This is a genomic window from Eubacterium ruminantium (assembly GCF_900167085.1).
Lineage (GTDB): Bacteria > Bacillota > Clostridia > Lachnospirales > Lachnospiraceae > Eubacterium_Q > Eubacterium_Q ruminantium.
This window is the reverse complement of record NZ_FUXA01000004.1, coordinates 230,623-253,233: the sequence shown is the minus strand read 5'-3', so window position 1 is coordinate 253,233 and position 22,611 is coordinate 230,623. Positions and strand designations below refer to the sequence as shown.

Genomic DNA, 22,611 nt, shown 5'->3' with positions numbered 1-22,611 from the left:
CTTATAAATCTCTTATGAAATAAATATGCTTAGTTGAACTTATTCATCGCAGCGTCAATGCCTGTTGTAATGATAACTTCTATAGCGTCTGCCGCCTTACTTACCGAATCCCTTACTACCGGAAGTTCCTCGCTACTGAATCTGCTGAGAACATAATCTGCAAGGTCGCGTCCCTCCGGCTTATGTCCAACGCCTATTCTCACTCTGTCAAATTCTGTCGTTCCGATGTGAGCAATGATATTCTTGATGCCGTTATGTCCGCCGGCGCTTCCCTTTGCGCGTATACGAAGCTTACCGATATCGAGATCTATATCATCATATAAAACAATAAGATCTTCCGGTGTAAGCTTATAATATCTCAAAATTTCACCAATGGACTCACCACTGAGATTCATAAATGTCTGCGGCATCACCAGCATAACCTTTTCACCTGCAATGATACCTGTTCCGATCAAAGCTTTGTGATTAAGGATATTCATCTTGATATTATATCTGTCTGCGATCTGATATATCGCAGAAAATCCCATATTATGCCTTGTTCCTTCATATTTTTTGGTTGGATTCCCAAGACCTGCTATAACTTTCATTTTATATCCTCTGACTTTTCAGTATTATAATCCCTACCGCTCACACAGCTAAGCTAATTTCCCCATAAAATCTATCTTGATGCATAAATCTTTTCTGCGTTCTTAAGCTGCTCGACTGTATTTACTCCAAGTATTTCTTCCTTGCTTCCTGTTGCAAATGCATTGACCTTTTTTCCGTAACCTCTAATGATCTCGATGGCATCAGGAAGATAATATTCGCCCTGAGCATTATCATTTTTAATCTCGTCAAGAGCCTTATAAAGCATCTCCTCATCGAAGATATACATTCCGGAATTGATCTCCTGAATCTTCTTCTGCTCCTCTGTACAATCCTTATCCTCTGTGATCGCAAGAAATGCACCTGACTCATCTCTGATGATACGTCCGTATCCTGAAGGATCATCAAATATAGCCGAGAGAACTGTAACTCCATTTCCCTCTTCAACATGCTTCTCATAAAGCTTCTTTAGTGTTTCGCCTGTGATAAGAGGTGTGTCTCCGCAAAGAACGATGACATTTCCTTTACCCTTTATAAAATCACCTGCGCATTTAACTGCATGCCCTGTTCCGAGCTGCTCTTCCTGAAGCGCAAATGAAATGATTCCATTTTCTATATCTGCAGCATTTTCAGCCTTGATCACATTTTTCACTTCATCAGCCTTATAACCGACTATCGCACAGATTGCACCGGCTCCGGCTTTCTTTGAAGCTTCAATAACGTGATGAACCATTGAGCTTCCCATGCATTTATGCACAACCTTTGGCAAGTCCGATTTCATTCTGGTACCTTTTCCTGCCGCAAGAATTATTACCTTTAAATTGTTATCCATTTTCAATACCCCTCCTGTATTTTAACCGCCCATATAACTCGGTTTATTGTGCCTGTTTAACCTTACTAATTCTAACAATATAAGGGTTCAAAGTCAACGAGCGCGGATGAAAATATCATTGTATAATCCCCTCAGATTCGATATAATATTTACATGGGGTTACATATAAAGAGAGGAGGCATATCATGAAGAAAAGACTTGTTACAAGAAGCGATTTCGATGGGTTAGTGTGTGCGATGCTCCTTAAGGAGCTTGATCTTATTGAAGAGATTAAATTCGTCCATCCGAAGGATGTTCAGGATGGCAAGATAGACATATCCGAAAATGATATCACAACCAACCTTCCATTTGATCCGAGAGTCGGACTTGCATTCGATCATCACGAAAGTGAGCTTATCAGAAATAAAGTCGACGCTTATGAAGGACGCTATATCATTGACGGAAATGCAAAATCCGCTGCACGAGTTGTTTATGATTACTACGGCGGTGCTAAGGTTTTCACACGAGTTTCCGATGAGATCATGACAGCTGTTGATAAAGGCGACAGCGCTGATTTCACCAAGGAAGAGATTCTCAACCCTACCGACTGGGTACTTATGAACTTTCTTATGGATGCGAGAACCGGTCTTGGCCGCTTCCATAATTTCAGAATTTCCAATTACAATCTCATGATGGAGCTTATTGATTACTGTGTTGATCACAGCATCAAAGATGTACTTGAACTCCCGGATGTCAAGGAACGTACAGAAATGTACTTCGAACAGCAGGAACTTTTCAAGGCTCAGCTTAAAGAGATAACAAAGATTCATGACAAGGTTGCCGTTATCGATCTCAGAGATCAGGAAGTTATATACACAGGTAACCGTTTCATGGTCTATGCGATGTATCCTGAAGTTGAAATATCTGTGCATGTTGCATGGGGATTCAAGAAGCAGAATACAGCAGTCATGATTGGTAAATCCATTGTTAATCGAAATTCAAATTTTGATATCGGTGCATTATGCCTCTCTTACGGAGGCGGCGGTCATAAAAATGCAGGTACCTGCCAGCTTGATAATGACACTGTGGATGCAGAACTTCCGATCATCATCGATAAACTCAACGGTAAAATTGCCGTTTAATGTAACGATTTAGATTAAACAAAAAAAGAAGCACATATCCTCCGTTTAAACAGAAGATATATGCTTCTTTTTTTAGTTCAGCGAATTACTCTTCCGCTGCTTCAGCTTCAGTTTCTGCATACTTTTTAAGTATGATATCCTGAACTCTGCTTCTTGTGTCAGAATTGATAGGATGAGCGATATCTCTATACTCGCCATCCGTAGATTTTCTACTAGGCATTGCAATGAAAAGCCCCTTCTCTCCGTCAATAACTTTGATGTCATGAATTACAAATTCATCATCTATTGTTATTGAAACAACAGCTTTCATCTTGCCCTCTTTATCAATTTTCCTTACTCTTACGTCCGTAATCTCCATTACTACACCCTCCTTTGAGCTTATAACCCCTTTTATATTTATGCATTTCTAAACAGTATACCTAAAGCTCTTTTCTATGATAATTTTCGGATTACCCACTTCTCCGGTATGAACTGTGTTTGCCCTGATCGTATCTCTGCTCTCTACTATACAGTTCTCAATGTAGCAATTATCTCCGATATGTACATCATTAAGAATTATAGAATTTTTGATTACAGTATTGTTGCCTACGTAAACCTTTTTGAACAGAAGCGAATTCTCAACAGTTCCGTTGATGATACAACCACTTGATGCAAGGCTGTTTGAAACAACTGCCTCTCCGTTAAATTTTGCCGGTGGAAGATCTTCTACCTTTGTATATACATCCGGCTGTGTTCTGAAGAAATAATCTCTTACTTCCTTCTTCAGGAAATCCATATTGGTTCTGTAATAAGAATCAATTGAACCGATATTTCTCCAATAAGTGCCAAGTCTATATGCATAGATTTTCTTCACACTCTTATATCTAACGATTATATCTTTAACGAAATCCGTTCTGCCTTCCTGGGCACATGCCTCAAGAAGTTCGATCAGTTGACGTCTTCTGATAACATATACACCGATCGATGCTGTGTTAGTTTCAGCTACAAGCGGCTTCTCTTCGAAGTCAATCACCTTGCCGTCCTCATCACATTTAAGTACACCGAATCTACTTATGTCATCTTCATCAGGTTTTAAATCCTTTGTAACAACTGTTATATCAGCTCCCTTTGCTATATGCTCCTCAAGAACCTTATTGTAATCGAGTTTATAAACACCGTCGCCGGATGCTATAACTACGTATGGTTCATGGGCATCTTTAAGGAAATTAATATTCTGATATAATGCATCAGCTGTACCCTGATACCAATAGCTGTTCGTAGCTGTTATGGTAGGAGTGATTATATAAAGTCCACCCTGTTTTCTACCGAAATCCCACCATTTAGAAGAATTAAGATGCTCATTAAGAGATCTTGAATTGTACTGTGTAAATACAGCAACCTTCTGAATATGTGAATTCGACATATTTGAGAGTGAAAAATCGATAGCTCTGTAGCTGCCTGCTATAGGCATTGCTGCAATCGCTCTCTTTGCTGAGAGATCACCCATTCTGCTGCTATTTCCACCTGCTAATATAATACCAATGGCTCTCATTATCACTCACCTGCCTTTATAATACTAGAACCGCTCTTAAGAATTCCATCCGGATATTCTTCCGGAACAGTAACACCTGATATTGCGGTATTCTTACCGATCTTGACATTTGCAGGAATTACTGAATTCTCACCAATAGTTACAAGGCCAAATGAATAGATATGCGGAGCAAATTCATTCGGAAGTTCTTCTCCGACACCAAGTTCCGCATTTTCGCCTATTCTTACACCTTCTGCAAGAATGGCTTTATCAACAACTGCATTGTCCCCAATTTCCGCACCGTTCATGATGATGGAATTGCGGATTACAGCGTCTTTACCAATAGTTACGCCTGAGCCTATAACGGAATTTTCTACTATACCATGTATCTCCGTTCCTTCGCCCACAATACTCTTAATGACCTTACTTCCCTCAGCAATATACTGCGGTGGAAGTGTGTCACTCTTTGTATAAATTCTCCAGAACTCTTCATAAAGATTGAATTCCGGAATAATGTCAACAAGTTCCATATTGGCTTCCCAGTAAGAACCGAGTGTTCCTACATCCTTCCAATAACCCTTATAATCGTATGCACATATTTTTTTGCCCTGTTCGTGAACATGCGGTATAACATGTTTTCCGAAGTCACAAGAAGGTACATCCTTCATCTCAATAAGTGCATCCCTAAGGACAGGCCAGCTGAAAATATAAATTCCCATAGAAGCTTTGTTGCTTCTTGGATGTTCAGGCTTCTCCTCAAACTCCTGAATAACCCCATTTTCATCGGTGATAACAACACCGAATCTGCTAGCTTCCTCCATAGGCACCTGATAAGTTGCAATAGTTACATCAGCCTTAGAACTCTTGTGAAAATCCAGCATTACTTCATAATCCATTTTGTAAATATGATCACCCGAAAGGATGAGTACATAATCCGGATTGTAATACTCCATATACTCAAGATTCTGATAAATGGCATTTGCGGTTCCGGTGTACCACTGACTGTTAGTACTCTTCTCGTAAGGAGGGAGTACAGTCACACCGCCAAGATTTCTATCCAAATCCCATGGCATACCTATCCCAATATGCTGATTAAGTCTGAGTGGTCTGTACTGCGTCAGAACTCCAACTGTATCAACACCGGAATTTATACAATTGCTAAGTGGAAAATCGATGATCTTGTATTTGCCCCCAAATGCGACCGCCGGTTTAGCAAGCTTCGAGGTAAGAACTCCGAGACGACTTCCCTGTCCCCCGGCAAGAAGCATTGCTATCATTTCCTTTTTGATCATAGTGTCACCCCTTTAAGCTAGAATATATATACATTATAGCATTGCAGCTATAAAAATTAAACAACTTTTTATACATTTTTACGAAAAAAGTTCGTTTATTTTGGTAGGATTTGTGCACTAATTAAAGTCTTCGCAACTTTACGAATAATATTTCAATGTAATGCATAAAATTACTTGTGCATTATTGATATTTTTTAACCTTTATTAACTTTATTTCAAACAATATGTCTTTATAAATAGATCAAAATGAGCTTCACTTAACTTAATAACTTCCTCTCTTCTCTTAGGATCTCTGTCATAAACCTGGATAAGAACAGAAGTAGGTGACATATATGCGAGCGCAAGAATCTCAGGATCTTCATTTACCATGATCCCATCTTCTATCATACTCTTGAAAATTTCCGTGAACATTGTCTTGATTTTGACATACTGATACTGGGTAGACATAGTTTTATGCTCTTCATTTCTGAACTGTTCTACGGCCCCCATACGCCTCATCTTCTTGATCAGATTATTGTCCATTGTAAATAGCAGCTGGTTAATGCTGAATTCTTTTAAATCCTTGCCGCTACTCACCTTAGCCTTGGAATTTTCCTTCATTTTGGTCAAATATAAAGCTTCTATCGAATCTTTCAGCGATAGAAAAATATCTTCTTTATTCTTGAAATACTTATAGATATTAGGCCCTTTGATGCCAACTGCATCACCTATTGCATCAATACTGGTTGAGTTATAACCTTTTTGAGCAAACAGATCAAGGGCAGCCTTAAGAATAGCTTGTCTTTTGTTATTCTCTTCCATAAATTTCCTCTTTGTAGTTTTTCATAATTTTTCATGCTTAATAAATAGAAATACAAAACGGAGCCACCTCCGCAAATAACCCTCACGAAATAAATTTCTGAATTTCGACAAAATTCAGCATATTTTTTCATACAAACACAATAACACAAAAAAAGAATAAATAAAAGAAATTTTGGCAACGATGTTTTCCACCGTTGCCAAAACCCTTTGCAATACAATACCTCACTAATCTTAGTCCAAATTTGACCCATATACCCGTTAACGTTAACGAGCACTAACTATTAATATAGTGATATAATATTACATGTATTTTGTCAACAATTTCTTCATAAATTAAATGTACAAATATATTTGTGAAATATGTATAAATGGAGATTTTTAATAAGAATTTTTATAAGATTCCGTAAAATAGATTTGGCAGTGACTACAGAAGTGTCACTGCCAAAGCATGTATTGTAATACTATGAAAAACTACCGATTTTAGCGATGCAATGAAATACGATGCCCACAAACAACGCAAATATCTCATTGCTTTTATAACGTTCGTTATATTGACATTATAACGCGCGTTATAAAAAAGTCAACATTTATCCCGGAAAAATATAGCCAAAATTCGATACGTTTTTTATTTGATTTATTCAACTCCCGCAGAGTTTCTAAGTCAAAAAAAAGGATATTTATATGGCCGATAAGCCATATAAGATTGATTATTTAGTACAGTAATTACTGATGAAGAAATCAATGTGTGTTTCTATCTTTTTAATAATATCATCTTTAAGCTCCGGTTCTCTATCGCACAACTGAATAAGAATCGTTATCGGTGCTGTATATTCAAGGGCAAGGACTTCCGGATCGACTTCCTTTATAGCACCTGCTTCCATCATTGATTTGAATATACCTGTGAACTGTCTGATAATATTATAGAACTGATACTCAGTCATCTTTTTTCGATTTTCGTCACTGTTATACTGCTCAAGCATTGTTACTTTTCTGAGTTTAATGACAATATCATCACTTATGGTAAAGTTGATCAGCTTTAAGCTGAATTCTTTTAATTCCTGACCACTCTTAAGTACAATACTTTCTTTATTATGCATAGTCATATTATTTTTATAATATGTTGAAGTCATATCAAAAAGTTCATGTAACAGAGCCTCTTTACCTTTAAAATATTTATAAATAACAGGACCTTTCATCCCAATCTTTTCAGCAATCTCATCAACACTTGTAGCAGCGCTGCCTTTTTCAGAAACCAACTCCAATGCGGAAAGAAGCAGTCTTTCCTTTGTATTATTCGCCTGCATGTTAAATCCTTTCATATAAACACATTTATTATGCAATAATCTTATTCCCTTGCATATTTTATTTCGCCCCCCTGAATTCAGTTTTTAACCGGATATTTCAAGTTAGAAACTGAAACCGCCGGATAAAAATTACCTTTTTATGACCCGGCACATAAAGAATATGATATAACCTGATATTGATATGTGTCAATAAAAAAACATAAGAAATGTATATTATAAACTAATATATCGTATGTTCCATTTCTTTATAATAATGAAAAAGGTCAAGGCATGCATCTCTGTCAATACATTCTAAAAAATCCCCCAACTGTTCTCTGCCTGTTCCAAGCTTATCCATTTCTTCATCTCTAAAACCGATCATAGAATTATCTGCAATGGTGCAGCCATAATAAACCTTATCTATCTTTGCCCAAAGACTCGCATAAAGACACATAGGGCACGGCTCGCCTGTTGTATATAATTCGCATCCCGAAAGATCATATGTTTTAAGATTGCTGCATGCATTTCTGATAGCCTCAATCTCTCCATGACATGTTGGATCATTTTTAATGAGAACGCTATTATGACCGCGCCCTACAATCTTCCCGTCTTTAACAATAACTGCTCCGAATGGTCCGCCATGTTTCTGCTCTATTCCCTGATAAGCCTCTTTTATAGCTTCTTTCATATATTCATTTTTAGCTGATATCATTGATTCATTCATAAATATCCCCTTCGAATCCCGGTATTTCATCTCACCCAATCTTGGTACTCTTTCCGGTGTCTTTAAGATGTTTTTTATCGTCATAGAGCTTCTCGTCTGCTCTCTCCTGACACTGAACAAATGTATCCGGCGGATCAAGAAGTTCGTCACATCCTACACCTATAGATATCAGATACGGTTTACTAAGTACTCTGCATGAATTTCTTATTTCCTCACGAATTATGGCTATCATCATTTTCACATCTTCAAAAGAATAAGGATGAGTGATCATGATAAATTCATCTCCGCCGTAACGACCGATAAATGTTGGAATTCCCATCTTCTCTACGCCTCTTATAAGAGATCTGGAAACGATAACCAAAGCACTGTCTCCCTCTGCATGACCGTAGGTATCGTTGATGATCTTAAAATCATTTACATCTATCATGAGAACATAGTTCTTCCTGCCTTCAATTCTCAGATTATTCTCCTGAGAAATATATCTTTCCAGCTGTCCCCTGTTACAGAGCAGAGTAAGCGGATCGGTTGAAATACGCGCTTCCATTGACTGAATATAAAATATGATCATAAGGATCGTACTACTGAAACAGTAAATCGGAAGCCTCGGAATGAGCAGCATCTGAATAAGTCCTCCCGCAACAACCATTATCGGAAATAAACCTATAAACATATGCTTTTGTCTTTCGGATCTGCTACTTTCTTTCACTGCCATTCTCATCGTATAAACAATCACTGCCGCGATATAAAGGCAAGGAATGCATACAAGAAAGATGTCATATATTCCTGTTGTCTTGTAATCTTCATCAATGAAAAGAGCCGGATCGATAATATATGTAATTATCAAAATGATGGTAGAACATATCAGCGGCATAATAAGTTTGATACGCATCGAAAGCTTATTTCTGTTGCCGACTTGTTCATAAGCCATAACAAATCTAAGCCACATATAAGTAATGGCCGTCATTGCAATGAAAAGCGCCAGGTCTATCGCAATTACAAATGTTTCATTAAACGGAAATAATCTGGAGTCCATGCCAACCCATATAGCATCAATAAGAAAATACGAAATGTATGCCAAAAGAGCATGATCGTACTTTAACTGTTTTTCCTGTCTGTCTATGCTGAACTTGTCATGTAAGAACATAATGCCGAAAGTAATCGCACCCACGACATTTATGGTTGAATAGTACAAGAAATAATCTGACATATGATACCCCCTCCATAGTAACCCAATATATCAGTAATCAATTTTATTTTAACAAAAAATTATCTCAAATAAAATGCTAAATTAACATTATTTTTTCTGTAAAACCACTGCTTTGACCCTCTCTGTGTAAAATGAGAAAATGTGAAACCTCATACAACTAAAGTCACAAGTGTGCGGCGGCTAGTTATCAAAATCAACTATTTACCGGTATAGATAAAAAAGCGGCTGCAGATCAATTAAATCATACAGCCGCTATAGCCCTATTTTGCTACAATATTATATTCATAAGAACCCGGATGGAATCTTAGATATGTCCGGAATTCTTCCTGATACCTTTACCGTTTTTATTCACAGTTTTGCAGGCCGTACATAACCTGCAATTAGCGCAGTTACCGCCGCAGCTTGATTTGCCCTGCTTCTTATCATTAATCATCGAAATGATTATTCCCACAACCATAAGTATAAGCAGCATCGATATCAACAATGTTCCAAGATTATCTGTTATCCATCCAACCATTTTAATTACCTCTTTATCTGAAAGCGCCAACCTTTTCCAGCTTATTTGCTTCCTTATATCCCTTTATGAACAGCATATAAATGATTGCTCCGAGTACTGCAACCGCAAATGCAAGTCCAATTGCATCAGCTTTACCTGTAAATGCATTTCCAAACTGTGTGATCATAAGAGCAACTGCATAAGCAAATCCGCACTGGTAAAGAATAGCAAACCATGTCCATTTTGCATTATTCATTTCTCTCTTTATAGCTCCGATTGCTGCAAAGCAAGGTGCACATAAAAGGTTAAATACAAGGAATGAGAATCCTGTAACTCCTGTAAATGCTGCAGCAAGAGCCTGCCATGTTGTCAGATCTCCGCCACCGTAAAGAATACCCATTGTTCCTACAATATTTTCCTTTGCAACAAGTCCTGTGAAAGAAGCAACTGTTGCCTGCCAATTGCCCCATCCAAGAGGAGCAAATACCCAAGCGATAGCATTTCCGATTTTGGCAAGAATAGAGAATTTTAGTTCCTCCTCTTCAAGCATACGGAAGGAGCCTTCAACAAATCCGAATCTTGATGTGAACCATACAACAATTGTTGAAAGAAGGATGATGGTTCCTGCCTTCTTAATGAAAGACCATCCTCTTTCCCACATCGATCTAAGTACATTTCCGAGTGTTGGCATATGGTAAGCCGGAAGTTCCATAACGAATGGAGCCGGATCACCTGCAAACATTTTTGTCTTCTTAAGCATGATACCTGAAATGACTATAGCAGCCATACCGATAAAGTATGCAGATGTTGATACCCACGCAGAACCGCTAAAGAGTGCACCGGCGATCATTGCAATGAATGGAAGCTTTGCACCGCAAGGTATGAATGTTGTTGTCATTATAGTCATTCGTCTGTCACGTTCATTTTCAATAGTACGGCTTGCCATGATTCCCGGAACACCGCATCCTACACCAACAAGCATAGGTATAAATGATTTTCCTGATAAGCCGAACTTTCTGAATATTCTATCAAGGATAAATGCTATTCTTGACATATATCCGCAAGCTTCCAGGAAAGCAAGAAGAAGGAAAAGTACAAGCATCTGAGGAACGAAACCAAGTACCGCACCAACACCTGCAACTATACCATCGAGAATAAGTCCCTTCAGCCATCCTGCAGCATGCGCAGAATCAAGACCTTTTTCAACAAGAGCAGGTATACTTGGAACCCATGTTCCGTAATCAGCAGGATCCGGTTCCTCACCTATCTCTTCAAGAGTTTTAACAGCTTCTGCATATTCTTCCTTGGTTGCTGTTATTTCGCTGACTTCAAGTGTCTCTTCATCTTCTATGGTGTAGATAAAGTCACCTTCAGGAGCAACTCCATTTTCTTCTACATATGCATCATATCCATCAACAATAGCTGATGCTTCGCCGTAACGTTCAGCAATTTCTTCGTAACCGCCATCCTTACCGAAGAGGTGGAAACCATCTCCGAAGAGGTTATCATTTACCCAATCTGTAGCCGGTGTTCCCACTGCAACCATTGCAATCCAGTACACAAGGAACATTACAAGCGCAAATATCGGAAGACCGAGGAAGCGGTTTGTTACGATCTTATCTATCTTATCGGATGTTGACTTGGATCCGACATTTTTCTTCTTATAACATGACTTTATAACTTCAGCGATATAAATATATCTTTCATTTGTGATGATACTTTCTGAGTCATCATCAAGTTCTTTCTCTGCAGCTTTAATGTCATTTTCAATATGAGTCATTTTGTCTGCAGGAATATTTAACTTTTCAAGAACCTTATCATCTCTCTCAAAGATCTTAATTGCATACCATCTCTGCTGCTCTTCAGGCATATCATGTAAAATAGCCTCTTCGATATGAGCTATCGCATGTTCAACAGGTCCTGAAAATGTATGCTGAGGAATAGTCTTTCCATTCTTTGCAGCTTTTATAGCTTCTTCAGCAGCTTCTGTGATTCCGTCACCCTTTAAAGCTGATATATCAACTACCTTACATCCCAAACGACGTGATAATTCGGAAATATTGATCTGGTCACCGTTCTTCTTAACGATATCCATCATATTTACCGCAACTACAACCGGTATTCCAAGTTCTGTAACCTGGGTTGTAAGATAAAGGTTTCTCTCAAGATTTGTTCCGTCAACAATATTTAAAATTGCATCAGGACGTTCATTTATAAGATAATTTCTTGCCACAACTTCTTCCAAAGTATATGGCGACAGCGAATAAATACCAGGTAAATCAGTGATTGTTACATCGCTGTGTTTCTTTAATTTTCCTTCTTTTTTCTCAACTGTAACTCCCGGCCAGTTACCAACGAACTGATTTGATCCTGTAAGAGCGTTAAAAAGCGTGGTTTTTCCGCAGTTAGGATTACCCGCAAGTGCAATACGTATACTCATTTTTTATGCCTCCTTAACTTCGATCATCTCGGCATCCGCTTTACGAAGTGATAATTCATAATTTCTTACTGTCACTTCGACAGGGTCACCAAGCGGTGCAACCTTACGCACATAAATATCTGTATTTTTAGTAATCCCCATATCCATGATTCTACGCTTAACTGCGCCTTCACCATGTAATTTCACCACTGTAACTGTCTCTCCTACCTTAACTTCTTTTAATGTCTTCATCCGGCTTTCCTCCTATACATAAATCTTTCTCGCCAGTTCATCACTAACGGCCACTCTACTTTCCTTGACCTTTACTATCAGGTTTTCTCCAAGTGAACTTACGATGCTAACCTGACCTCCGACATTAAAGCCCAGATCATTAAGGTGTTTCTTTAATTCAGGACTTCCTCCGATCTTTCTGATGATCTGAGGCACTCCCGGCTCCGCATAAACCAGAGGCATCATCTCATTCCTCCCACTTCTTATTATGATTAGCGGATGCTAACTGTAATTTAAAAATATAAGTTAGCAAATGCTAACATAAGGTTTTAAATAAAAGTTAGCTCGTGCTAACCTATCATGTAAATAATAGTTAGCTTTTGCTAACCTGTCAAGAAGTTTTTTATATTATTTTTTATATAAATATATCCTAATGAGTTTGCACTGTTTAAATACTATATCGAATACTTCTGTGTAGTGCACGATCACAGAAACCGGGATCTACTATATGGTCCGCGACTACATGGCTGAGATCTACTATATGGTCCGTGCCTACCGGTCTCAAATAAAGTATTGAAGCACACTATGTACTATGATAAGCTACTGATAGGAAGATCAGTAAAAGAGGTGAGCATTATGCATTTACAGGAATCCGGAGAAATGTATTTGGAAACTATATATGTTCTTTCACTTGAGAAAAACGCGGTTCGAAGCATCGATATCGCTAATCATATGGGTTTTTCCAAACCTTCTGTTACAAGAGGATTGGGACTTCTTAAGGATGACGGTTTCATTGAAAAAGATTCCGATGGACATATCATCCTGACAGAAAAAGGTAGAAATCACGCAATACGTATATATGAACGCCACACTCTTCTTACAGATCTTTTCATTAAGATCGGTGTAGACGAACAAACCGCTGCAGACGATGCATGCCGCATCGAGCATTATATCAGCGATAAAACATTTGATGCTATCAAGGCATACATTAAGAAAAAGGAGCTTCAGTCCTAACAGAACCGAAGCTCCTTATACTTTTATCTTATACTTTTTTCTCATACATCTATATCAACTGACTGAGCTGTTCTATCAAGTCCCCCTTACCCGATACGGATATTTCACCGACACGGTTGCAGATTCTCTCCAGATATTCCAGCTTCTTAAGTTGAAATAATGTTTTGTTCTCGTCCATAAGCTTCGCTGTATTCATCAGAGATCTTGTCGACGCAACCTCTTCTCTTCTTTCTATAACATTTGCCTGTGCCTTCTTTTCGGCTACAAGCACTGTATTCATGATCTCTCTTATTTCGCCCGGAAGAATGATATCCTTGATACCAAAATTCTTGAGCTCAACACAGAAATCATTTTCCGCTTCAATAAGTCTCTTGTTCATCAACTCGCCTATTTCGTCTCTCCTCTCAAGTATCTCATCGAGCTTATAGTTTCCTATCATCTCTCTTGATACCATCTGAACGAACGAATAAAGCTGTTCCTCCATGTTGGTTCTGTCGGATAAATACTTTTCAGCATCTGTAATCCTAAAGTTAACCACCATATTTAGTCTTATTCCAACTTTATCTCTTGTTAGGATTTCCTGACCTGCAACATTCAGTTCTCTCCATCTCATATCAACAGTATCAGCTGTTATCTCTCTTACTACATTCCAGTAATAATACAGACCGCTTTCAAGCTTTTCGCTTAATACCTTGTTGACATATACGTGACCTATCTGGCCCTGATATACAACAACCTTTGTGTAATACTTTGCCGGAATAAACTGGATCATATCCTTTGTTATCTCATCCGGAATTCTGTATCCATCCATTGTAAATACCTTCATTTCAATCTTTTCGAATAAATTCCAGTATACATATGTGCCCTTATTTGTTACGCCTATCAGGTTTCCATTTACATAAACAAAACCAATCTGATTCTTGTCTATATCATATCTAACCACAGACTTTTTGAAGGTTTCATCCTTTTCCAAAATTTCAAATGGTATATTACTCTTTACTTCGCCTGTTGCATTTACAACCTGAACTTCGTAACCTCTCTTTGTGAAAAATGAATATTTTCCCGGTGTAAGTAATCTTTCAAACTTACCATTCTTTATAAGAAAACCCATTTCATCATCTCTTATTAAATACTTCATTTCTTTTCACCTTCTTTTCTCAAAAATCTATCCAAAATAATATGTGAATTAAATAATTAACTTTTTTAAATGTACCCGCGGAAAGATTCTCCTCTTTGCGCCCGGAGTTTCATTCAGTATCAAATTATTATCCGATGCCTGTCACCCATCAGGGTAATAACTTGAAACGGTATCCTGGCACTGCTGGGGTGAAAAAAGGTCCTCACCATAACTTCCATACGGAAGAAATAGTTTGGTAGAATCTTCCACCGGCACAATTCATTTGTATCTATGCTCTACCTTTAAGCTACGTACCGGAGTACGGAGGGATTCGAACCCTCAACACTAGATTAAAAAAACCAAAAATCACTTGGTTAATGGTTAAGTTTACTCACCTAACCAATATGTTAAGCATGTATGATATACCTTTTCAGGCATCATGGAGAAGAATAGTGCGTTTTGAAGCACAAAAACGATACTCTCATACAATACATCACTTACTTTGATCATCCTTTAAGAACACCTATGGTTTTCATCTTTCTGATCGGACGCACCAGATCTTTCTGCTGCTCCATAACTTCATCGATGTCCTTATATGCAAATCTGCACTCCTCAGCCACATCACTTTTTCTGGACTTGCCAAGTACAACACCTTGAGCTTTAAGATCTGTTATAACCTCTTCAACAGAGAACTTCTCCATCGCTTTTGTTCTGGAATAAGCTCTGCCTGCTCCATGTGATGAAGATGTAAAACTATCAAGATTTCCAAGCCCTTCAACAACGTAGCTGTAAGATCCCATAGCTCCCGGTATGACAGCCTTGTCACCGATACGAGCTCTGTTGGCACCCTTTCTATGTACCCAAACATTCTCTCCAAAATGATTCTCAAGGGCAGCATAGTTATGATGACAGTTAATCTCCTCACCGAAAATAACATCTCTTCCAAGATATTTCTTCACAACATCTGAAACTACATTTTTTGCAATGTCCATCATTTGTGCTCTATTTTCAAATGCGTAGTCCATAGCAAGATTCATCCAGTCGATGTAGCGCTGACCTTCTGATGAATCAACCGGGAGAAATGCAAGTCCGGTTGAAGCCGGAACCTCACTGTAATACATTTCATTCAGTCTCTTTGCATGCTTGTTGAAATAATCACAGATTTTCTTACCAAGATGACGGCTTCCGGAATGGATCATGATACAGATTTTTCCTTTATCATCCTCCTGAAGCTCTACGAAATGATTTCCGCCCCCAAGAGTTCCCACCTGAAAATATCCATCATCAAGCAGTGGAATAAGTTCCTCATCCATCTGATATTTATCAAGTTCCTCCTTTGCCTTATCGATACTTGCACAAGGACGCGCCTTCTTATATCTTTCTGTTCCAACAGGAATATTTCTCATGAATCCTCCGACAATCGCCTGAACTCCTGTACCATTTCCTGTCTTGAGTTCCTTTATATCTGCAGCATCAATATCTGTATCAATGAAGTTCATTCCACATCCGATATCAACACCGACAGAGTTTGGAATGATCACACCCTTTGTTGCGATAACTCCTCCTATAGGCATTCCCTTTCCGGTATGCACATCCGGCATACAAGCTACCCATTTGTGAATAAATGGAAGGTCTGCAAGATTTTTAATCTGTTCAACACATGAATCCTCTATACAATTTATATCTTTAGTCCAAATCTTCATTGGATGTTTTGCATCACTTAATACGAACATATCCATTCCTTCTTTCTTTTTTTATTTTTTGTTTTCGTTTTCTTTGTTGTCAGCTTTTTTCTGCTATTTTCACTAATCTGTTTATTTGATTTTTTCCTCACGTTTGCTTGTGTATCGCTTCGATGTACATAAGATATCATCAACAACATTTTTATTCATTTCAAAAAAGTTGCGAACGGTAAAAATATGCAAAAGATAAAAATGGATATAGTAAAACACGAGCAAAAACGAGGAAGAAAACGAGAACAAAAATAGAGATATCAAAAAAGCGTCGGTTCACTAAGTAAACCGACACTTTTGCATCTTAAGTCTTTCCCGGAGCTGATTCAGAAATCTTTCGCTTCCGATAACTTTAACCACCGGACCAAATGAAAGAATATTTATAAGAAGTTCTGTTTCATTGTCCGAACTGTATAATATTTCACATTTATATATCGGATTCTCCGAACCGTCGAATCCATCATCTCTTTTTTCAACATAGCGGGAAGTATTCTTCTTGTAGTTGGCAAACTGAAGCATAAATCTTTCCAGCGCATTTCTTTCCTGCTTTATAAGTACCGTAACCGGCTCATCCAGATAAGACCTATCCATGATTTCATCAATATCCGGCCATTCGTCTTCAGGAATAAATTGCCCTGTATGCTTTACTTCTTTAATCTTCCCAAGATTGATCAGCTGAAGTTTTCCTGTTTTTTTCTTCTCGATGCAGTAAACCCTTATGCAGTCATTTTTGATGGAATACTCAATCCTGCAAGGAATATAATAATGTCTTAGTCTTTTTCCCGGAGCCTGACTGTATTCAATATCCAGAACTTCATGATTCTTTATGGCATCAACAACACTTCGGAAGGTCTCCCTATAAGTGTCATTCTCATAATCATCTCCATCCAAGAAAATGTCTGTCGCATATATATCATCCTGCTCAAATAAAGACTCAACAGCTGACAGTTTTTCAAGCATTCCATCTCTCTCTTCATCCGTGAGAAAAAGCCCTATTCTCTTATCCATCAGAATAGTCTTCAGCCATGCCTTCTGATAATCTGTAAGCGGCATAGAAAATTCCGGTCTCGCCTCACCAAAAAGATTCCATTCATCATCTTTAAGTTTTGGAAGCAGAAATAGCATCGACTCGCCAAAGCCTTTTTCATTTATTATATCTGAAATATCCTTGTCGCTGATCTTTCTGTAGTCAGACAGAAGCCTATATATAATATTATAATAGCAACCATATATTTCCGAAAATATCTTCATATCACACCTAGATTAATCCAAATACTTATATGTCGTACATACGGTAAAGTTTCTCTATATCATAAATGAAGGTGTCCCTGAGTTTCGGTACTTCCTTCAACTTTTCCATTTCCTGATCAACAAAGAAAAATCTTATATCTTCGATTCGCCCGATAAATGTTCTTAGCCACGGCATCATTTCACGCGCGTCAAATACAACAATTTCATACATATATGTATTGTCGGCTATCTTTGTAAGGGTTCCTGTTTTTCCTTCCTTATGGATTCTGTTAATAATATATTTTTCTCTTCTTTCATCAATATGAAGTTTCATTTCAACCTTCTGATAATGACTGCCTCTTATATCAGAGGAAAATGAAACATTCCACATATATCCGAGATTCTTGTCGAGACTGCCTCGTATCTTCTCAATATCATAAGCCGGTTGATCCTTGTCAGGCTTTATGATTGTCACGTCCTTAACCTGATCCAAACGTATGGCTGAGAATCTTTTATATCTATCCGCATCATATATTACAACAAATCTTCTTCCGGTTCTGGAACTGAAAAATATTTTGATCGGTATTCCGACATTTTCGCTTTCCAAATCTCTTTTAAGATTCGGCGCAGTTATAAGCTTCATCTTTGCTCCGATTCTGATTCCTTCCATAATGCGATAAAGCACTTCATCATCAAGACAAAATGAAGGGAAGCTATGTTTAACTCTGAAAATGTCATTCGAAACATTTTCATTTTCCATGATTGTATATCCCGCAAATCCAAATGAATACCAAAGATGAAAAAAGCATATAGCATCGAATAATCTCTCCGGATCGTCATACAGATTTTTCAGTTCTTCGTTATCCTGAAGCATCTCATTAAAGGTAATATTTCTTACATAATAAAGTGCTCTTCCTTCTTTTATTTCCAGGAAAATCCCTTCCTCCGCCAGTTCCTTACATTTTCTTCTGACTATCTGCGAATCAAAAATAAGTCCGAAACGTTCTCCGAGCTCATCAGTCAGTTCATCTACGGTATGCTTATCTTCTGCCAGTTCAAGCAAATGAAAATAAAGTATCGCATCATTGTCCGTAAAACTCTTTGTCTGCCATACTTTGTACAGAGGATTCGTGCCGAGAAGATTTGCAGAAATCTGCAAAGAAAGATTCTTCTCTGATGTAGCATCGGAGATATCTTCACAAACTATCTCACCAAGCCAATCCACAATCCTTCTTCTCTCATCGTCATATGTTCTCGTACTTTTTCCGGTAAAATCATTTCTGCTTTTAAACCCGTAAATATAAAAGTCTCTTACATAATCGCGGCACTTATCAAATTTTTTAATAAGCTCTTGAAACTCCGACATCTTGTCACCATTTATCTACAAATAGTTTTTAATGTACCAATCCACTAAATTTATCTACTTAATTCCGCTTTCCTTCATCAGGCGTCTGCCATTTTCTTTAAGCCATTTTCTTCTCTCTTTATAATCCGGGATCACCTTCTCAACTTCCTTCCAGAAGTCCGCCGAATGATCCATATGAATCCTGTGGCAAAGTTCGTGAACAACCACATATTCCAGAACTTCAATAGGCGCCCGCATTAAAGCAACATTGAAATTCAGATTTCCTTTTGCAGAACAGCTTCCCCAGCGGGTTTTCTGATTTTTAACGCTGATCCTGCCGTATGTGACACCAACTATGGGCGCAAATGCTTCAACCTTATTTTTGAAAACCACCGCTGCACTTTGCATAAGTTCTCTAAGCTCAAGGGGTGAAATAGTTCTAACTTCCGAAACTTCCTGCTCTTCCTTATATCTTTTGGCAGAATGCTTCTCTATCCATGTCTTGTTCTTCTCAATGACATTTGCGATTTCCTTCTTACTTGCCCTATTCGGAACTCTGACTTTAAAATGAGTTGAGCTGACCATCTGAATAGCAAATGTTTTTCGTTTTGACCTGATTATTTCTAACTTTATATCCAAAATTCCGATACCAGAAACCTTTCATATTCATCATTTTATTTTATGCCATATTTTAACTTATCTCAATAATAAAAAGATGCGGTCAAAAAAAGAGAACTTCAAGGATTAACTCAAAGTTCTCTGATTTATCTTATGGAACTATATTTTTAACAATCGGTATCTTTCTAAGACATGCCGTAAATATTATGATGATAGGTATCATTACAAACGGTGCGCCAAGTCTGTAAGTTATGGACTTAACATCAATCGATGTATTGTAACGAACTTCCCAGAGTAAAAATACCTGAATGAGATAAATTGGGAAAGTATATTTTCCAAGCCAATTGATGAATCGACCTTTTTTCCCATTCATGCATTTAAGCCCGACCTGTTTAAGGAATACAAACATTCCGGCCGCATATAAAACGCTCGGTAAATTTTCATATCCTTTATATGTCTCAACTATCTTTCCGGCTTCCATGGACAGATTGTAAGTTCCGACAATATGAAGAACCAGGCCCACAATAGCTCCTAAGTAGATCATACATCTTTGCTTTCCGGTGAATTCTGTATTATCAAGTATCCATCCGAGAGGTATCCAGTACAGATAACCACCCACAGCTCTTATACTGTATGGGAAGGTAAGATCCGGCCAAAATACTGCAAATAAAAATGGGATTAGTATATTTAAAATACCGCCTAAGATCACCAGATATGTAAATATTTCTTTTCTTTTACTTTTATCAATTGCTCCGAATAAAGGCATGCACAGATAGATAATAAACAAAGGACCAAAAAACCAGAATATTGAAACAAGTTTTGAATTGCAGATTCCCTGATAGATAAATTTCAGATTTATCTGATTTATTTCAACCTTATCCCTTTTTATCAAATATGCCAATGCTACAAAATTCCAAAATACAAATGGAATCACAGTTTTCTTTATTCTTTTGATAAAATAAGTTTTCAGCGTATATTTTTCTCTAAAATCAATTAATGTTATTCCGCTTATCATGAAGAAGAGCGGCACAGCAAAATAATTAACACATTCAATAATATTAGCTGTTTTCCAATATCTTTCCGTTGGGTTAAAGCTCCAAAAGCAGTTATTAGTGTGTAGCAAAAGTACTGCAAATGCAGAAACAACACTGATCAACGTAAGATAATCTTTCTTTGTTTTCATTTCTATATCCCCATGTGAAATTACCAAACATTTCGATTCAGATTATAAATGCATTATTTATTTTCTGCAATAGCTTTAAAAAAATATCAACCTTAACACCAATTGTTTAATTTATTTCCGGCAGACATTTTTTCTTACATTCTCCAGTTTTCCGAAATCATCTGCTGCTTTTTCATATTTTTATAAATGCTGTCATAGCCATCCAAAAATTTAGGACTACCCTGCTCGGCAACAACTCCATTCTTAAGGACTACTATATGATCCGCATTTGCAATAGTTCTCATACGATGTGCAATAATGAGGACTGTCTTATTCTTTATAAGTCTTGATAAAGCTTCCTGTATCACGGTTTCATTTTCTGCATCCAGTGATGCTGTAGCTTCATCAAGCAGTATGACAGGTGCATCTTTCAAAAATGCTCTCGCAATTGATATTCTTTGTCTCTCACCACCGGATAATTCACTTCCGTTCTCGCCGATAAATGTGTTGTATTTATCAGGAAGCTGCTCTATAAACTGCTCGCAATTGGCAAGCTTTGCCGCCCTAATAACCTCTTCGTCCGTCGCACCTTCTTTGCCGATTCGGATATTTTCCATAACTGAATTATTAAATAAAGTTACATCCTGAAAAACGATGGAATAATTCTTCAGCAATGTCTCCGGTTCAATCTTGGATATATCTTTTCCACCCAAAGTTATCCTTCCATCATTAATATCCCAGAACCTTGCAGCGAGTCTTGATATAGTTGTCTTTCCTCCGCCTGAAGGTCCAATGAGGGCCGTAACCTGTCCCTGCTTTGCTCTGAAACTTACATCTTTCAGAACTCGGGCATCATCAGAATAACTAAATGCCACATGATCAAATACAATATCGTAACTCTTATTATTTAAATCTTCAGTTCCGGTCTGAATCTTAGTTGAAAGAATCTCATCCAGTCTTTCACTCTGAATATCGCAGGAAATGATGGCCGCAAAGTTCTGAAGTGAAATCTGCATAGGATCATAAAGCCTTGCAACAAGCATAAGAAACATGAAAAATGTAAGTAGTGATATCTCACCTTTGGCAAAAAGCGATCCACCAACCACGGCCGTAGTGCCTATTCCCAGCTTAAGGATTATGGACGCTGAATTAACAAATATTGCCATCTTTAACTCAGTAAAGAGCGCCATTTTTTCTACATGTTTTATCTTGCCGTCCAGTTCCTCCATGTATCTGTCTTCGGCATTATTCGCTCTTAAATCTCTCATGGATTCCAGACATTCCTGTATTCCGTCATTCATATCAAGGATAACTGCAGCATTTTTTCTGACTGCTTTTTTCTCCAAACCTGAACAGCTGATTATGATGATAAACGCAACAGGTATAACCCAGAAGCTAGCCAGTACCATTCTAAAATCAAATGCAAAGAAGAGGCTTGTTCCCACGATACATACAGAAATCACTCCACCTATAAGTTCCGGAATCCAATGGCTGGATGCTGTTTCCAACAGCGCGCAGTCGCCCATGATATTAGTTGTAAGATCCGTTATATTTTTCTTACCAAAATATGAAAGAGGAAGTTTTCTAAGCTTTTCAGCAATCGTTGTTCTTCTGACTCCGCTTTCTCTGTACGTCGTTAAAAATGTTGTATTGTACTGAATGAAATTAGTTAACGCAATCAAGATCAAAACCACCGCAGACCCTATTGCATAAAATGGTATCTTGCCCCTTGTAAGTGTATTATCCAAAAGATCTTTGATCAGGCTGTACAGAATTCCTGCCGGCATCATCATCGTGATATTTGTTACAGTAACACTGATGCAGGCTTTGATCATATCTTTAGCACCCTGGGTTGACAGTGCGTATTTATGTTTTAATTTATTTATCATCC

Annotated in this window: 22 protein-coding genes; 2 read left to right on the top strand and 20 right to left on the bottom strand. The window is 37.8% G+C overall.

What is annotated here, in order from left to right:
• Nucleotides 1-29 precede the first annotated feature (29 nt).
• On the bottom strand, nt 30-587 hold the full coding sequence (gene pth, locus B5D25_RS02540; protein ID WP_078786174.1) for an aminoacyl-tRNA hydrolase: 558 nt from the start codon (nt 585-587) through the stop codon (nt 30-32).
• A 71-nt stretch (nt 588-658) separates the two neighbouring features.
• A complete protein-coding gene (locus B5D25_RS02535; protein WP_078786173.1) occupies nt 659-1,417 on the bottom strand; it encodes a sugar phosphate nucleotidyltransferase in 759 nt (252 codons plus the stop codon).
• Between the two features lie 185 nt (nt 1,418-1,602).
• On the opposite strand from B5D25_RS02535, the gene B5D25_RS02530 reads away from it, so the two are divergent.
• Nucleotides 1,603-2,538: a DHH family phosphoesterase gene (locus B5D25_RS02530; protein ID WP_078786172.1), complete on the top strand. Its 936-nt coding sequence runs from the start codon at nt 1,603-1,605 to the stop codon at nt 2,536-2,538.
• An 85-nt stretch (nt 2,539-2,623) separates the two neighbouring features.
• Here B5D25_RS02530 and spoVG read toward each other — a convergent pair whose 3' ends face one another.
• The 11 genes from spoVG to B5D25_RS02475 form a co-directional block, all read right to left on the bottom strand.
• Nucleotides 2,624-2,896 carry a septation regulator SpoVG gene (spoVG, locus tag B5D25_RS02525; protein ID WP_078786171.1) on the bottom strand — a complete coding sequence of 91 codons (273 nt, stop codon included), beginning with the start codon at nt 2,894-2,896 and terminating at the stop codon, nt 2,624-2,626.
• 48 nt (nt 2,897-2,944) lie between these two features.
• Nucleotides 2,945-4,069: a glucose-1-phosphate adenylyltransferase subunit GlgD gene (gene glgD / locus B5D25_RS02520; RefSeq protein WP_078786170.1), complete on the bottom strand. Its 1,125-nt coding sequence runs from the start codon at nt 4,067-4,069 to the stop codon at nt 2,945-2,947.
• A 2-nt stretch (nt 4,070-4,071) separates the two neighbouring features.
• The gene (locus B5D25_RS02515) at nt 4,072-5,340 is read right to left on the bottom strand and encodes a glucose-1-phosphate adenylyltransferase (protein WP_078786169.1); all 1,269 of its coding nucleotides are present in this window, start codon (nt 5,338-5,340) and stop codon (nt 4,072-4,074) included.
• Nucleotides 5,341-5,550: 210 nt separating this feature from the next.
• Nucleotides 5,551-6,141 (bottom strand): TetR/AcrR family transcriptional regulator, encoded by a 591-nt coding sequence (locus B5D25_RS02510; RefSeq protein ID WP_078786168.1) that lies wholly within the window; start codon nt 6,139-6,141, stop codon nt 5,551-5,553.
• Between the two features lie 707 nt (nt 6,142-6,848).
• On the bottom strand, nt 6,849-7,445 hold the full coding sequence (locus tag B5D25_RS02505; protein ID WP_159444056.1) for a TetR/AcrR family transcriptional regulator: 597 nt from the start codon (nt 7,443-7,445) through the stop codon (nt 6,849-6,851).
• A 220-nt stretch (nt 7,446-7,665) separates the two neighbouring features.
• Nucleotides 7,666-8,148 (bottom strand): nucleoside deaminase, encoded by a 483-nt coding sequence (locus tag B5D25_RS02500; protein ID WP_423230075.1) that lies wholly within the window; start codon nt 8,146-8,148, stop codon nt 7,666-7,668.
• Between the two features lie 31 nt (nt 8,149-8,179).
• Nucleotides 8,180-9,355 carry a GGDEF domain-containing protein gene (locus B5D25_RS02495; RefSeq protein WP_078786166.1) on the bottom strand — a complete coding sequence of 392 codons (1,176 nt, stop codon included), beginning with the start codon at nt 9,353-9,355 and terminating at the stop codon, nt 8,180-8,182.
• A gap of 304 nt (nt 9,356-9,659) precedes the next feature.
• Nucleotides 9,660-9,872, bottom strand: coding sequence for a FeoB-associated Cys-rich membrane protein (locus B5D25_RS02490; RefSeq protein ID WP_078786165.1), 213 nt, complete (start codon nt 9,870-9,872; stop codon nt 9,660-9,662).
• 13 nt (nt 9,873-9,885) lie between these two features.
• A complete protein-coding gene (feoB, locus tag B5D25_RS02485) occupies nt 9,886-12,291 on the bottom strand; it encodes a ferrous iron transport protein B (protein WP_078786164.1) in 2,406 nt (801 codons plus the stop codon).
• A 3-nt stretch (nt 12,292-12,294) separates the two neighbouring features.
• Nucleotides 12,295-12,522, bottom strand: coding sequence for a FeoA family protein (locus tag B5D25_RS02480; RefSeq protein WP_078786163.1), 228 nt, complete (start codon nt 12,520-12,522; stop codon nt 12,295-12,297).
• 12 nt (nt 12,523-12,534) lie between these two features.
• Nucleotides 12,535-12,747 (bottom strand): FeoA family protein, encoded by a 213-nt coding sequence (locus tag B5D25_RS02475; RefSeq protein ID WP_078786162.1) that lies wholly within the window; start codon nt 12,745-12,747, stop codon nt 12,535-12,537.
• Between the two features lie 390 nt (nt 12,748-13,137).
• On the opposite strand from B5D25_RS02475, the gene B5D25_RS02470 reads away from it, so the two are divergent.
• A complete protein-coding gene (locus B5D25_RS02470; RefSeq protein WP_078786161.1) occupies nt 13,138-13,515 on the top strand; it encodes a metal-dependent transcriptional regulator in 378 nt (125 codons plus the stop codon).
• 49 nt (nt 13,516-13,564) lie between these two features.
• Here B5D25_RS02470 and B5D25_RS02465 read toward each other — a convergent pair whose 3' ends face one another.
• From B5D25_RS02465 to B5D25_RS02435, 7 genes are all read right to left on the bottom strand, one after another.
• The gene (locus B5D25_RS02465) at nt 13,565-14,653 is read right to left on the bottom strand and encodes a slipin family protein (protein WP_078786160.1); all 1,089 of its coding nucleotides are present in this window, start codon (nt 14,651-14,653) and stop codon (nt 13,565-13,567) included.
• A gap of 485 nt (nt 14,654-15,138) precedes the next feature.
• Nucleotides 15,139-16,365 (bottom strand): RtcB family protein, encoded by a 1,227-nt coding sequence (locus B5D25_RS02460; protein ID WP_078786159.1) that lies wholly within the window; start codon nt 16,363-16,365, stop codon nt 15,139-15,141.
• Between the two features lie 279 nt (nt 16,366-16,644).
• On the bottom strand, nt 16,645-17,616 hold the full coding sequence (locus B5D25_RS02455) for a WYL domain-containing protein (protein ID WP_078786158.1): 972 nt from the start codon (nt 17,614-17,616) through the stop codon (nt 16,645-16,647).
• 25 nt (nt 17,617-17,641) lie between these two features.
• A complete protein-coding gene (locus B5D25_RS02450) occupies nt 17,642-18,961 on the bottom strand; it encodes a WYL domain-containing protein (RefSeq protein WP_078786157.1) in 1,320 nt (439 codons plus the stop codon).
• Nucleotides 18,962-19,015: 54 nt separating this feature from the next.
• Entirely contained in the window at nt 19,016-19,579 is a 564-nt protein-coding gene (locus B5D25_RS02445; RefSeq protein WP_078786156.1) for a M48 family metallopeptidase, read from the bottom strand.
• 130 nt (nt 19,580-19,709) lie between these two features.
• Nucleotides 19,710-20,741 carry an acyltransferase gene (locus tag B5D25_RS02440; protein WP_078786155.1) on the bottom strand — a complete coding sequence of 344 codons (1,032 nt, stop codon included), beginning with the start codon at nt 20,739-20,741 and terminating at the stop codon, nt 19,710-19,712.
• 134 nt (nt 20,742-20,875) lie between these two features.
• Complete coding sequence (locus B5D25_RS02435; protein WP_078786154.1) at nt 20,876-22,609, bottom strand: ABC transporter ATP-binding protein; 1,734 nt, start codon at nt 22,607-22,609, stop codon at nt 20,876-20,878.
• Between the last annotated feature and the right edge of the window lie 2 nt (nt 22,610-22,611).

Bases quoted from the DNA above. Each gene is read 5' to 3' on its own strand.
- B5D25_RS02535 (WP_078786173.1), bottom strand. From the start codon at position 1,417: ATGGATAACAATTTAAAGGTAATAATTCTTGCGGCAGGAAAAGGTACC.
- B5D25_RS02460 (WP_078786159.1), bottom strand. From the start codon at position 16,365: ATGTTCGTATTAAGTGATGCAAAACATCCAATGAAGATTTGGACTAAA.
- feoB (WP_078786164.1), bottom strand. From the start codon at position 12,291: ATGAGTATACGTATTGCACTTGCGGGTAATCCTAACTGCGGAAAAACC.
- glgD (WP_078786170.1), bottom strand. From the start codon at position 4,069: ATGAGAGCCATTGGTATTATATTAGCAGGTGGAAATAGCAGCAGAATG.
- B5D25_RS02465 (WP_078786160.1), bottom strand. From the start codon at position 14,653: ATGAAGTATTTAATAAGAGATGATGAAATGGGTTTTCTTATAAAGAAT.
- B5D25_RS02530 (WP_078786172.1), top strand. From the start codon at position 1,603: ATGAAGAAAAGACTTGTTACAAGAAGCGATTTCGATGGGTTAGTGTGT.
- pth (WP_078786174.1), bottom strand. From the start codon at position 587: ATGAAAGTTATAGCAGGTCTTGGGAATCCAACCAAAAAATATGAAGGA.
- B5D25_RS02490 (WP_078786165.1), bottom strand. From the start codon at position 9,872: ATGGTTGGATGGATAACAGATAATCTTGGAACATTGTTGATATCGATG.
- spoVG (WP_078786171.1), bottom strand. From the start codon at position 2,896: ATGGAGATTACGGACGTAAGAGTAAGGAAAATTGATAAAGAGGGCAAG.
- B5D25_RS02500 (WP_423230075.1), bottom strand. From the start codon at position 8,148: ATGAATGAATCAATGATATCAGCTAAAAATGAATATATGAAAGAAGCT.
- B5D25_RS02440 (WP_078786155.1), bottom strand. From the start codon at position 20,741: ATGAAAACAAAGAAAGATTATCTTACGTTGATCAGTGTTGTTTCTGCA.
- B5D25_RS02475 (WP_078786162.1), bottom strand. From the start codon at position 12,747: ATGATGCCTCTGGTTTATGCGGAGCCGGGAGTGCCTCAGATCATCAGA.
- B5D25_RS02480 (WP_078786163.1), bottom strand. From the start codon at position 12,522: ATGAAGACATTAAAAGAAGTTAAGGTAGGAGAGACAGTTACAGTGGTG.
- B5D25_RS02515 (WP_078786169.1), bottom strand. From the start codon at position 5,340: ATGATCAAAAAGGAAATGATAGCAATGCTTCTTGCCGGGGGACAGGGA.
- B5D25_RS02435 (WP_078786154.1), bottom strand. From the start codon at position 22,609: ATGATAAATAAATTAAAACATAAATACGCACTGTCAACCCAGGGTGCT.
- B5D25_RS02450 (WP_078786157.1), bottom strand. From the start codon at position 18,961: ATGTCGGAGTTTCAAGAGCTTATTAAAAAATTTGATAAGTGCCGCGAT.
- B5D25_RS02455 (WP_078786158.1), bottom strand. From the start codon at position 17,616: ATGAAGATATTTTCGGAAATATATGGTTGCTATTATAATATTATATAT.
- B5D25_RS02510 (WP_078786168.1), bottom strand. From the start codon at position 6,141: ATGGAAGAGAATAACAAAAGACAAGCTATTCTTAAGGCTGCCCTTGAT.
- B5D25_RS02495 (WP_078786166.1), bottom strand. From the start codon at position 9,355: ATGTCAGATTATTTCTTGTACTATTCAACCATAAATGTCGTGGGTGCG.
- B5D25_RS02505 (WP_159444056.1), bottom strand. From the start codon at position 7,445: ATGCAGGCGAATAATACAAAGGAAAGACTGCTTCTTTCCGCATTGGAG.
- B5D25_RS02470 (WP_078786161.1), top strand. From the start codon at position 13,138: ATGCATTTACAGGAATCCGGAGAAATGTATTTGGAAACTATATATGTT.